This window comes from Clostridium sp. CCUG 7971 (assembly GCF_017590215.1).
GTDB lineage: Bacteria > Bacillota > Clostridia > Peptostreptococcales > Peptostreptococcaceae > Faecalimicrobium.
Map to the genome: position 1 here is coordinate 20,600 of NZ_JAFFPK010000082.1, position 12,959 is coordinate 33,558.

15 protein-coding genes and 1 riboswitch are annotated in these 12,959 nt (G+C 25.1%); of the genes, 14 read left to right on the plus strand and 1 reads right to left on the minus strand.

Annotation, left to right across the window (positions count from 1 at the left end):
• The first annotated feature begins 11 nt into the window (after positions 1-11).
• The 5 genes from JWF52_RS11290 to JWF52_RS11310 all read left to right on the plus strand — a co-directional run bounded on the left by JWF52_RS11290 (position 12) and on the right by JWF52_RS11310 (position 4,163).
• Positions 12-770 carry a flagellar hook-basal body complex protein gene (locus JWF52_RS11290; RefSeq protein WP_208333664.1) on the plus strand — a complete coding sequence of 253 codons (759 nt, stop codon included), beginning with the start codon at positions 12-14 and terminating at the stop codon, positions 768-770.
• Between the two features lie 227 nt (positions 771-997).
• Positions 998-1,261, plus strand: coding sequence for a FliM/FliN family flagellar motor switch protein (locus JWF52_RS11295; protein WP_208333665.1), 264 nt, complete (start codon positions 998-1,000; stop codon positions 1,259-1,261).
• A 36-nt stretch (positions 1,262-1,297) separates the two neighbouring features.
• A complete protein-coding gene (locus JWF52_RS11300) occupies positions 1,298-2,416 on the plus strand; it encodes a YeeR family protein (protein ID WP_208333666.1) in 1,119 nt (372 codons plus the stop codon).
• Between the two features lie 105 nt (positions 2,417-2,521).
• Entirely contained in the window at positions 2,522-3,331 is an 810-nt protein-coding gene (locus JWF52_RS11305) for an HAD family hydrolase (protein WP_208333667.1), read from the plus strand.
• Between the two features lie 214 nt (positions 3,332-3,545).
• Positions 3,546-4,163, plus strand: a complete 618-nt coding sequence (locus tag JWF52_RS11310) for a manganese efflux pump MntP (RefSeq protein WP_208333668.1) — start codon at positions 3,546-3,548, stop codon at positions 4,161-4,163.
• Positions 4,164-4,199: 36 nt separating this feature from the next.
• On the opposite strand, the gene JWF52_RS11315 is transcribed toward JWF52_RS11310, so the two are convergent.
• Positions 4,200-4,610: a GtrA family protein gene (locus JWF52_RS11315; RefSeq protein WP_208333669.1), complete on the minus strand. Its 411-nt coding sequence runs from the start codon at positions 4,608-4,610 to the stop codon at positions 4,200-4,202.
• A gap of 333 nt (positions 4,611-4,943) precedes the next feature.
• Here JWF52_RS11315 and JWF52_RS11320 point away from each other — a divergent pair, with 333 nt between their 5' ends.
• From JWF52_RS11320 to JWF52_RS11360, 9 genes are all read left to right on the plus strand, one after another.
• On the plus strand, positions 4,944-5,636 hold the full coding sequence (locus tag JWF52_RS11320; RefSeq protein WP_208333670.1) for a response regulator transcription factor: 693 nt from the start codon (positions 4,944-4,946) through the stop codon (positions 5,634-5,636).
• A gap of 245 nt (positions 5,637-5,881) precedes the next feature.
• Complete coding sequence (locus JWF52_RS11325; RefSeq protein ID WP_208333671.1) at positions 5,882-8,029, plus strand: HAMP domain-containing sensor histidine kinase; 2,148 nt, start codon at positions 5,882-5,884, stop codon at positions 8,027-8,029.
• Between the two features lie 43 nt (positions 8,030-8,072).
• Positions 8,073-8,191, plus strand: a riboswitch (FMN riboswitch).
• A gap of 131 nt (positions 8,192-8,322) precedes the next feature.
• Positions 8,323-8,907 (plus strand): ECF transporter S component, encoded by a 585-nt coding sequence (locus tag JWF52_RS11330; RefSeq protein WP_208333672.1) that lies wholly within the window; start codon positions 8,323-8,325, stop codon positions 8,905-8,907.
• Between the two features lie 169 nt (positions 8,908-9,076).
• The gene (locus tag JWF52_RS11335; protein WP_208333673.1) at positions 9,077-9,535 is read left to right on the plus strand and encodes a GNAT family N-acetyltransferase; all 459 of its coding nucleotides are present in this window, start codon (positions 9,077-9,079) and stop codon (positions 9,533-9,535) included.
• 106 nt (positions 9,536-9,641) lie between these two features.
• Positions 9,642-9,911, plus strand: a complete 270-nt coding sequence (locus JWF52_RS11340; RefSeq protein ID WP_208333674.1) for a cyclase family protein — start codon at positions 9,642-9,644, stop codon at positions 9,909-9,911.
• 220 nt (positions 9,912-10,131) lie between these two features.
• Positions 10,132-10,452 carry a PadR family transcriptional regulator gene (locus JWF52_RS11345; protein ID WP_208333675.1) on the plus strand — a complete coding sequence of 107 codons (321 nt, stop codon included), beginning with the start codon at positions 10,132-10,134 and terminating at the stop codon, positions 10,450-10,452.
• Entirely contained in the window at positions 10,445-11,035 is a 591-nt protein-coding gene (locus JWF52_RS11350; RefSeq protein WP_208333676.1) for a DUF1700 domain-containing protein, read from the plus strand. Before JWF52_RS11345 ends, JWF52_RS11350 begins: the two co-directional genes overlap by 8 nt.
• A 17-nt stretch (positions 11,036-11,052) precedes the next feature.
• Complete coding sequence (locus JWF52_RS11355) at positions 11,053-12,078, plus strand: DUF4097 family beta strand repeat-containing protein (RefSeq protein WP_208333677.1); 1,026 nt, start codon at positions 11,053-11,055, stop codon at positions 12,076-12,078.
• Positions 12,079-12,141: 63 nt separating this feature from the next.
• Positions 12,142-12,921: a putative ABC transporter permease gene (locus JWF52_RS11360; RefSeq protein WP_208333678.1), complete on the plus strand. Its 780-nt coding sequence runs from the start codon at positions 12,142-12,144 to the stop codon at positions 12,919-12,921.
• The last annotated feature ends 38 nt before the right edge of the window (positions 12,922-12,959 follow it).

Consider the following 12,959-nt stretch of genomic DNA (forward strand, 5'->3'; position numbering starts at 1 on the left):
TGGGATAAAATATGTATAATATAATGAATAATAGCGAAACAGGAATGTTAGCACACCAAAATAAGATAGATATTATATCTAATAATATGACAAATGCTAATACAACAGGATATAAAAGGTTAGAATCTGGATTTTTAGATTTATACACAGAGACATTAAATAGACAATCATACCCGAATAACTCAAAGGATGCTGTTACTGGAACGGGAGTTAAAATTTCTCAAGTAATAAGAAATTTTGAACAAGGAAGTCTTAAAAATACTGAAATAAAAACAAATATGGCTATAGATGGAGAAGGATTTTTTAGAGTAATAAGATCTGATGGAAGTTTTGCATATACAAGAAGTGGTGACTTTAACTTAGATAGCTCAGGAAGATTAGTAGATGATATTGGTAATATATTAGATATAAAATTTGAAAATGGAAGAGGATACCACAATACTAATTTAGCAGATAATTTAAGCATAAATAAATCAGGAGAAGTATTTTCTGATAGGGAAAAAATTGGTAATATAGATATATATACATCTACAGGAGACAATGATTTTATATCAGTTGGGGATAGTCTATTTACAACTATTAAAGGCGCTAATGTACAGATAAATAATAATTCTCATATAATGCAAGGATATATAGAAATGTCTAATATAAATATGCAAAATGAAGTAACTGATTTGATTATGGCACAAAGAGCATTTCAGTTTAATAGTAGAGGTATGCAAGCAGTAGATGAAATGTGGGGAATGATAAATAATCTTCAAGTAAGATAATTTTTAAAATATTAATTAATACTTATTACTCATATTACTTTAATGTATGCTGATAAATAGATTTAAAAAAGTAATAATTAATTTAAATGAGTTAATAAATATAAAAAATAGAGGAATATATAATACTTGGTGTTGGGGAGTATAAAGTCTACAAGTGAAAGTTAAGCTTTATAAAAATACAAAAGGTGTTATATAATAAGTGGCATAAAGAAGGATGTGTAAAATTTATGAATGATAAATTTGGAAGAGTACTAGATATACCCCTAAAAGTTACTGCAATTTTAGGGAGGACTAAAATGAACTTAAAGGATATATTTGAATTAACAAAAGGTTCATTAATAGAGTTAAATACATTTGAAAATCAAGAGGTCGAAATATTTGTAAATGGGCAGAAAATAGCTTATGGACAAGTGGTTATAGTAGACCAAAATTTTGGAGTAAGAATAACTAGTATATTGGGTGAAGAAGAGCTAGCAAAAACTCTGGCTTAGTAGTATATCTAGGTAGTAAAGGATGGATAAGGATATATGGCTAAAGTATTAAAAAATAAATATAATAGTACAGGTGAGCGATGTGTTGATGCATGCTTAAACTATGGTGAGCTAAGATATATAAATGAAGATGGCTCACCCATGAATATAGAAATACCATGTGATAAATACGAAGAAGCTGTAAGTGATTTTGAAGATAGAATAAGAGAAGGTATTATTCACCAAAATGTTGAGACAAAAGAAGTATTAAAGAGGGGAGCTTTTACATATAATCAAGCAAAGAATATAGCAATTGATGGCAAAGTAAGAGGATTAGCTTTTTTTGAGATTGATGGAAGTGTAGAGTGTGACCATATTTTGGGAATGTCAGGGAGTATAGAATATGCATTAGCATTATGGAATGGAGACTCAGCTAAGGAAGCATTATTAAAATCTATAATAAGAGCTATGAAAGTTTATGGAGAAGAATTTATAAATGGATTAAATTTAGATAATACCGTTGATATAAATTCATATATTAGATTTGCAAAAAATGTATCTACTATGGATTACATAACTGACATAAAATTATACAAATCCAGAAATTATGCCATAGACAATGAGATTCAGATTGAAGGTATTGGTGGGAAGATAAAAAATATAGGTGCTATGAATTTGATATTAGGGCTTATAGGATCATTAATAGGATTAATACTTATTCAGATTTCTACAAACTTTGGAAAATTAATAGATAATAAAATATTATTTTTGGTATTAAACTTGCTTTTCATATCAACTGGAGGATGGATTTTTATGAGTGTTCCAAAGCGTATAATTGATAAATATGTAAAGCATAATACAAAAATGATTATGGATTTGTTTAATGAAGAATTAGAAAAGGTTACATATGATAATCTATTGACAGAAAAAGAAGCTCATATAGTACTAAAAAACATAACAAAAGGTGAAGTATCAAAATTACTTATAGATATGAAGGGTAGTGTAAACAAGAAAGTATCTAGTAATAACTTAGTAAGTAAAGAAAGTAAATTTATGTTAGATGCAAGAAAGACAGTTGTATTACCAAGTGAATATGATATAAAAGAAGGATTAAGTAAACTTGTAGGATCATACAATGAAAAACTAACAAGTGAATATAATATTGATTCTATATAAATAAAAACCTAATAGATTAATAATCTATTAGGTTTTTATTTATAAGTATAGAAAAACCTTTATGGTATACTAAAAATAAAATCTAATATATAGGGGGGAGTATTTATGAAATATAAACTAATAATCACAGACATGGATGGAACATTACTTGGAAGTGACCATCAAATTACTAATGATAATAAAATAGCTTTATCTAAAGCATTAAATAAAGGTATAAATGTAGCAATTGCAACTGGAAGATGGTATGATTCTGCAAAGTTACATACTGCATTTTTAGAAAGAAGAATACCTATAATAGCTTGCAATGGTGCATTAATAAGATATGAAGATAAAATTATTTATTCAAATTATATGGATACAAATTTATGCTTAGATATTATAGATATATTAGAAAAGTATGAAGTATATTATCAGTGTTATGCTGATAATGTTTTATATTGTAAAAAAATGAACAAAGAGAATAAAAGATATCAAGAGTTACATGATAAAATGAAAAAAGAAATGAATCTTATTTTTAAAAATGATTTAAAAGAAGATGTGCTAAATAATAATATTTTAAAAATGATAGTATTTGAAGAAGATAATAAAGAACTTTTAAGAGATATAGAAAAAGATTTAAAAGATTTAAAAGGAATAGAACTAACTACATCGGGACCAAATAATGTTGAAATTATGAATAAAGGTGTAAGTAAAGGGAAAGCCGTGGGTATACTATGTGACTACTTAGATGTAAATAAAGAGGAAGCGGTGGCATTTGGTGATAGTTATAATGATTTAAGTATGCTAGAGTATGTTGGAATGGGAGTTGCAATGGATAATGCAGATGATTTTATAAAATCAAAGGCTAATTATGTGACTGAAAGAAATGATGATAGTGGGGTCGCAAAGGCGCTATATAATATCGTTGGAATATAATATTGACAATATATAGAAACATAACGTATTATAGATGTAATGTACAAAATACTTTTTTTGGTTATTACCTGAGGGAGTAGTTTGCACCAATCGGTGTGGCTAGATCAACATAATGACTACGGTCTGGTCTAGTCTTAAAAAACGAGACTCATGTATGCTTATTTAGCATACATAAGTCTCGTTTTTTATTGCGCTGAAATTTAGGAGGATGTTTATGAGTTTTACAGCAATTTTATTTACAGCATTTGCTCTTTCTATGGATGCACTTGCAGTGTCAGTTACTAAAGGTATGACATTAAAAAACTTAACAAAAGGTATTTCTATAAAAATAGCATTAGCCTTTGGATTATTTCAAGGAGGAATGCCGCTTTTAGGATGGGCTTTAGGTATTAGTTTTGAAAGTTACATAAAGTCAATAGATCATTGGATAGCACTTATATTATTGAGTTTTTTAGGATTTAAAATGATTCAAGAGTTTATTAAATCTAAAAAAGAAGGTGAAGAAGTTTCTCTAGAATGTGGAATAACAACAGATGAGAGTAACTTATCCAATAAGGAACTTATAATGCTTTCAATAGCAACAAGTATTGATGCACTTGCAGTTGGAATAAGTTTTGCATTTTTAAATGTAGATATAATCCAAGCGTCTTTGACAATATGTATTATAACTTTTATAGTGTGCTTAATAGGAGTTATATTAGGTAATAAAATAGGTGATATTTTTAATGGCTATGCAGAACTAGTTGGAGGAATAATATTAATTATAATTGGTATAAATATATTTAATGAACACACTCAAATTTTTAGTAATATAATAAGTAGTTTATTTTAACTTAAAAATAGTAAAGGATAGGAATATAAAACATTCTTATCCTTTACTATTTTTTTTGATAACATGTCTCATCATAAAAAATACAGGAGGTGTTGAGAACACAGGAGCTATTATTGGAGCTATTATTTCACTTATATTAAACAAATTAACTAGTCCAATAATTATTGCCATATTAAGAAGATACTCAAAAATATAAATTAAAACAGAAAGAGAAAATTTTTTAAAAGAATAATTATTTTCATTAAAAGTTAATTTTGAATTTAAAATATAAGATGCAGTTATGCTTATTACACTAGTAATAGTATAAGCAATAATATAATGAAGTTTAAAGCCAAGATACAAGGTAAGATAAAGTAATTGTGATACTAGAAAATTACTTATACCTATTATATTAAATTTTATAAACTCTCTGACTTTTCCTTTAACGTTGATAATTTTTTCAGACATTTTAACAATCTCCTTATTATGATAGATTATGTCTATAAATTTAGTATTACATTATAAATTATAAAATATTTAGGTCGATGATTGGCAAAAAAGTAATAAATGCTTAAATTAAATTTCGTAAGAAAATCGTAAGAATTACAGTAGTAAAATTGTAAGAATTATATATTAGCATATAGATATAATCAAAAAGGATGTGAATTTAGTGTATAATACTTTTAGAAATAATAAAAAGATTATTTTTTGACACATTTAATAAAAAATGAAAAAGCATAGTTTTTAATCTAGACTATATAGTTAAATATAATTTTAATGTTAGAAAAGGGGTATTTATAGATGTACAACATATTAGTAGTGGATGATGACAAAGAAATAGTTGAATCCATTGAAATATATTTAAAAAATGAGGGATACAAAATATTTAAAGCATATGATGGACTTAAAGCTTTAGATATTTTAATTGAAGAAGAAATTCATTTAATTTTAATGGATATAATGATGCCAAAATTAGATGGAATAAAAGCAACTATAAAAATAAGAGAAGAAAAAAATATACCAATAATTTTAGTATCAGCTAAAAGTGAAGATACAGATAAAATAATGGGCCTTAATATTGGGGCAGATGATTACATAACAAAACCATTTAATTTATTAGAACTTATAGCAAGGGTTAAGTCCAATTTAAGAAGATATGTAAGCCTTGGAAATTATAGTATTGAAAATAAAAGTGTTTTAAAAAGTGGAGAGTTAGAACTGAATTTAGAAAGTAAAGAACTGAAGGTAGATGGAGAAGTTGTTAAGATTACCCCAATAGAATATAGGATTATAAAATTACTTTTACAGAATAAAGGTAGAGTATTTTCTATAGATGAAATATATGAAAAGGTATGGAAAGAAGAGAGTTTTAATGTTGAAAATACAGTTGCGGTTCATATAAGGAGAATCCGAGAAAAGATCGAGATAAATCCTAAAGAACCGAGATATTTAAAAGTTGTGTGGGGGGTTGGATATAAAATTGAAAAGTTATAGTGGTAAATTTTTTAGAGAAAAAAGTCTTATGTTTAATACATTATTTATTTTAAGTATATTTATGATAAGTCAATTAATAGGAGTTTACATATGTTTTAAATTTTTTAGTGGGAATTTAATACTTACACTTTTATCTTTAACATTAATAAATTTTACATTTTATAAAAAAATAATAAGTTAAAATTCTATAATTATGTATAAATAATGAAATTATAAATTTTTTAATATATAAAAGGGAGAATATTATGAAAGATAAAAAACGAATAAAAGGAATATTTTTTATTATATTAGTGATATCTTTATCTTTATCTCTAACTTCCTTAGCTAATATTTTTTCACAATATAGAGGAAATAATGGGCTTTGGAGTAGTTACATGCATGAAGATAGGAAAATACTTGAGGATGATTTCTATAAAAGTAATTTATTTGAATATAATACATTAAGACCTATATCTTATTGGTTAGGTGAAGTTGTAAAATATAATGAGGAATCAGTAAATGAGTATATAAAGACTAACTCATATCAAGAGTATGATAATGAAACAGACTCATATAAAACTAAGTACCTAAGCAAAGAAGAAGCGCAAAAACGTATAAATGGGCTTAAAAATAATGCAAAAAACAGATTAAATGAGTTACAAAACATTAAATTTATTGTAATAAACAATAAAACTAATGAATATTACTCAAACACTGAATATGGTAACTTAAATGATTTTAAGAAAAATATAAATGGACATTTAGATATAGAAATAAATAAAACTGATAAAAATAGAAACTATATTAAAAATTTAAATAATAAGACATATACTAGTAATCCCACTGTAGAGTGGGAACTTTTAAACGCAGTAAATACAGAAGATGTACAAATTTATATATCATTTTTAAATGCATCTTATCCAAAGTCATTTAACTACTTTGGAACAGATAAAATTTCAGAAAACTATGCTAGACATAATATGGCAATTAATAATGTAAAACTATGCATACCATTATTTATAACATCATTAATAGCAAGCATAATATCATTTGTAATGTATAGGAAAATAGATATAGATTTATTTGATAAAGAAAGTAAGCTATTAAAGCTAGTTAAACTAATTCCCGTTGAGATTTTAAGTATATTAATTTTATTAGAAATAGCACTTGCAATAGATAATGCATCAAATTTATCATATATTGATTACGGATATAATTACAGAGTTGATAAAATAATATATATGGGTGAAATATACATATTATTAAATTTATTAATGTTAACAACTTATTTTACAATAAAAAAATATAAGATTTATAATAGTAAAAAAGATTTAATAAAAAGTAGTATACTAATAAATTTAAGTGTATTTTCTATAAAAAATATAAAAGTTATAAAAGACTCACTTATAAAAGTACCTCTAGCAAGAAGGATAACATTAATAGGAATTGGATGTTTAATTATAAATGCTATAGGAGTATTATTTGGAGTATTTGTAAGTCATACACTTACTATTATAGGATCAACAATTGTATTAGGATTCTTTATCGTATATACATTAAAAACCTTATCTTATGCAAATGAAATAATTGAAGGTACTAAAAGAATAAAAGAAGGAGATCTTAATTATAAAATACCTGTAAAAGGAAATGATAACTTTACAATTCTTGCACAAAATATAAATAATATTGGTGAAGGATTAGAAAAATCAATAGATAAACAATTAAAAAGTGAAAGAATGAAATCAGAGCTTATTACTAATGTAAGTCACGATTTAAAAACTCCATTAACATCTATAATAAACTATATAGAGCTTATAAAAAAAGAAGAAGATATAAAGCCAGATCATATAAAGGATTACGTGAATGTGCTTGATTCAAAATCAAAGAGGCTTAAACATTTGATAGAAGATTTATTTGAAGCAAGTAAAGTAGGAAGTGGAAATATTGAATTAAATATTGAAAAAATAGATTTAAAACAACTTCTAAGACAAAGTATTGGAGAGATGGAAGAAAAATTATCCAACTCTAATTTAGATATAAAGATTAATATACCAGATAATAATATATATATATATGCGGATGGTAGAAGAATGTATAGAGTATTTGAAAATCTTTTATCTAACATAGCTAAATATTCATTAAATGGAACTCGTGTATATATTGATTTATCAGAAAATGAAGAAGCTATAAAGCTAAGTATGAAAAATATATCATCTTATGAACTTAATTTCGACCCTAAAGAAATAATGGAAAGATTTAAAAGAGCCGATGAATCTAGAAATACAGAGGGAAGTGGTCTAGGACTTGCTATAGCTAAGGATTTGGTTAATCTTCAAGGTGGAAAATTTGAAATTAATATAGATGGAGATTTATTTAAATCTACATTAGAATTTAAGAAAATTAAAGAAAAATAGTTGAATAAAACTAAAGTTTAATATATACTTTAGTTAAAATGATAAATATCTTCAGGGCGGGGTGTAAATCCCCACCGGCGGTAAAGCCCGCGAGCTAAATTTTAGCATGATTTGGTGAAATTCCAAAGCCGACAGTTATAGTCTGGATGAAAGAAGAAAAGTATTAGAATCGTTATGTACTTTACTATGCATTTGTATATGTATACCCTGATTAATTTTAGTCAGGGTATTTTTTATATGAAAATACATAAACTAATACTAAAGCTCCAGAAGAGTTACTTGGAGGAGAGATAATGAAAGAAAAAAACAATTTAAACACACTTATTAAAGTAGCACTTTTAAGTGCAATAGCATTTATACTTATGTACATTGATTTTCCTGTAATTCCAATGTTTCCATGGTTAAAAATTGACTTAAGTGAGGTTCCGGTTTTAATGGGAGCTTTTGCATTTGGGCCTGGTGTTGGGATAGTTATAGAATTTATTAAAAACTTACTTATAGTAGTAATGAAAGGAAGTCAAACAGGTCTTGTAGGAGAAGCTGCAAACTTTATAGTAGGAATAGCTATGGTTGTTCCAGCAGCAATGATATACAAAAGAAATAAAACTAAAAGAAATGCTATTATAGGTATGATAGTAGGGATTGTAGTTATGGAAGTTGTAGGAATAGTAGCAAATGTATACTTCTTATTACCAGCATATGGAATGCAAATGAGTCCAGCTGATTTAATGCAGTATGTAACTGTTGGTTTATTACCGTTTAATGGAATAAAGGGGATATTAATTTCAATAGCTACATATATGCTATATAAAAAGCTATCAGTAACTGTATTTAATGATAGACCTATTCAGAATGATGTTGTTTTAGATAATAAGTAATTATAATGTAAACTTAGGGTGTAATAAAAGTACCAATACTTTTATTACACCCTTTTATAATGTAATTATATTACAAAATTATATAGGATTATTTTGTAATATAATCACATTATAAATGGTAAAATTTATATTTAATATTTTATATGATTATGTAACAGGAGGATAAGTAATGGATATTTGTATTCAAGAGATAAGTGATTATAAAAAAGTACCAATGGAATTACTTTTATTAGCGGATCCATCAGAGAGTGTGATAAGAGATTATTTAAATAGAGGAAGTTGTTATATAGCAAAATATAAGGAAAAGATAGTAGGCGTTTATGTGTTAATATATACAAGACCATTAACGATGGAACTTGTAAATATTGCAGTAGATGAATATTATCAAAATAATGGAATAGCTAAAAAAATGATAAAAGATGCTATAGATAGATGTAAAAAAGAAAAAATTAAAGTATTAGAAGTAGGTACTGGAAATTCAAGTATAAAACAGTTACAACTATATCAAAGGTGTGGATTTAGAATTACAGGAATAGATAAAGATTTTTTTAAGATACATTATGAAGAAGAAATATACGAAAATAAAATTCAATGTATAGATATGATTAGATTAAGTTTGCATTTATAATAAAAAATACTATATTAAATATATAAATCAAAATGTATAATATATTTAATATTCATAAAATTAGACAGTAAATAATAAAGCGAATTATTAAATAAGGAGGTAATTAATGATAAATAATCACCCTGAAATATCTATGGAAGTTATGGAGTACTTAGTTGATAAAAAAGTAAATATGATAGGTATAGATGCACTAGGGCTAGGAATTGGAAGAAATCATGGACTAATAGATGTTTTTCTTGGAAAAAATGAGACCTATGCTATTGAAAACTTAACTAATCTTGATAAAGTACCAGAAAATAATTTTAGAGTATATTGCTTACCTATGAAAATAGAAGGATTAGATGCATATCCAGCTAGAATACTAGTAGAATTTTAAATTAATAACCAGATTAAAGACGTATATATTACGTCTTTTTTTATACTAAAAATTATCTATATATTAATTTATATAAGTGATAAAAGTATATTGGAATGTCGAAAAAAAACGAACATATTTAGTTGCCAAACAATATTATATGTCATATAGTATTAGTAAAGGTATATTATACGCCGTATAATATGAACCATCATATAATATGAAAGTAGAGGTGTGAAATATGTCTTTTCAATTAGGTTCAGCATTATTAGATGCATGCGTTTTAGCAGTACTTACAAGAGAAGATGCATACGGATATATTCTAACTCAGCAGGTTAAAGAAGTTATGAATATATCAGAATCAACATTATATCCAGTACTGAGAAGACTTCAAAAGGATGGTTATTTAATCACTTATGATCAATCATTTCAAGGAAGGAACAGAAGATACTATCAAATTACAGATTCAGGAAAAGCAAAATATAAAGAGTATATATTAGAGTGGGAAGAGTATAAATTGAGGGTAGATAAGATTTTATTAGGAGGGATAGTAAGTGAATAAAAATCAATTTATAGAAGAATTGAGAAATAAATTAAAAAGATTACCACAAAGAGAAATAGATAATGCAATAAGCTATTATATAGAATATTTTGAAGATGCATCTGTAGGAGATGATGTGAATGTAGTTAGTGAATTTGGATCGCCATCAAGTATTGCATCACAAATTTTAGCAGACTACGCCATTAAAGATAATAAAGAAAGTAGAAAATTTGGAAAATCAGGAATATCTTCTATTTGGTTTATAGTTCTTGCTATATTAGCATCTCCAATTGCACTTCCGCTAGCACTTTCTATGATTATTTTGTTATTTGTACCGGTTATTGTAATAGGTGCTGTTACTTTTGCATTTGTAGTTACTACAGTAGCTTTAATATTTAGTGGTTTTGCAATTTCTGTTGCAGGTATATCAGTTATACTGAGTGACTTTTCTACTACTATTTTATTTGTAGGAACAGGAATAGTATTAATAGGAGTAGGTTTACTATTTTTAGTAATGGTGTTATTCTTAGCATCAAAATCTATTAAATTAATATCTAGTACTTGTAGTAAACTACTAAATAAATTTAATAAAAGAGAAATATAGTAAAGGAGAATTTATCTATGAATATATATAAAAAAATAATAATTACTTCACTTTGTTTAATTTTAGTAGGTTTAGTTCTTGCATCTATAGGATATTTCTCAGGAGGTAAAACTCAACTTATAAAAAATAAGATAGGGTACAGTATAAAAGGTGATTATAAAAGAATAAGCGAAAAAGAAAAATTAGAAGAATTTAAAAATATACAAATTAATGCTAATTACCTTGATAATATTGAAATAGTAAAAGGTGAAGAGTATAAGATAGAAGTAGACTATAGTGAAAGAATGGGTAAAATTAACTACAAAGTTGAAAATGGAAACTTAATAGTAAATCAGTTTAGTAGTAATAAAGGAGAAATTGGATTTGATTTTGGATTTATAAATAAAGAGCCAGACTATATAAAAATTTATATACCAAAAAATAAAAATATGAAAGATTTAGTTATTGAATCTAAAAATTCAGATCTAAAAGTAGAAGATATAGATGGGGATAATATATCTATACTATGCAATTATGGAGAGATAAATTTAAATAATATGCTATCAAACGATATGTCTATAAAATCAAAAAATGGAGATATAGACATGAAAAATATAAAAAGTAGCTCATTAAAAGTAATTAATGATTATGGGGATACCAGTTTTGAATCTATAAACTCAAATGATTTTATAGTAAATATTAAAAATGGTGAAGCTAATATAAACGATATAGAGGTATTACAAAATTTTGATATAGAAAATGATTATGGAGAAGTAGATATAGCAGACTCAAAATTAAATAAACTCAAAGCTATTATATTAAATGGAGATATAAATATAAATAATAGCAATATAGTTGATAGTAATATAGAAAACTCATATGGTGAAGTGAATTACTTGGTTGAAAATTCAGAAAAATCATATAATTATTCTTTGAGTTGTAGTTATGGAGATATAAATATAAATGGAAAAGAATTAGGAGAAACTTTAGAAAAAAGTAATAATGCAAACAAGAATATTAATATTAATTCCAAAAATGGAGATATTAATTTAAATTTTAGGTAAGCTACAATAACAAAATAATAATAGTTTCATAGTATATATAATAGACTTTTAAGGAGAATTTTTATGAGAGAGATACATGAAACTATTTTATTTTTCTTTATATATAGCTTTTTAGGATGGATATGTGAGAGTATATACTGTTCTATTGGAAATAAGAAAATTATAAATAGAGGTTTTTTAAATGGTCCAATATGCCCTATATACGGATTTGGAGCTATAGTTATTATATTTTTTCTTAAAAACTTTCAGAGTAATTTAATATTGCTTTTTATATTTGGAATGTTTATAACATCAACTTTAGAATATATAACAGGAGTTGTATTAGAAAAATTATTTAATACAACATGGTGGGATTATTCTAAAAAAAGATTTAACATAAGAGGTAGAGTTTGTTTAAAAAACTCTATACTATTTGGAGTTATGTCAGTAGTATTGATAGAAGTTATACATAAAAATATTTATAATTTAGTAGTATATATTTCTGATTTACTATTGATAGTAGTAGTTATAAATATTTTAGTATGTTTTTTTATAGATTTAAATTTTACATTATTATCACTTAATAAATTAAATAATAAACTAAAATTTATGGATGAAATATTATTAGAGTTAAGTAAATTAAATATAAATCTAGAAAAATTTGATGAAGAAAATATAAAAAAATTATTTGAGCGTATTAAGAATAAAAATATAGTAAACAAAATTGAATCTATAAAAGAAAAATCAACTTGTCAAAGAAGAATTATTAAAGCATTTCCAAATATGAAGCATAAATATAAACAAGATAGATTAGTATATCTAAAACAAATAATAAAAGATAAGAAAAGTAGTAAATTAAAGTAATTACTTACAATTAAATTAATTATTTTTTATTAAATAAA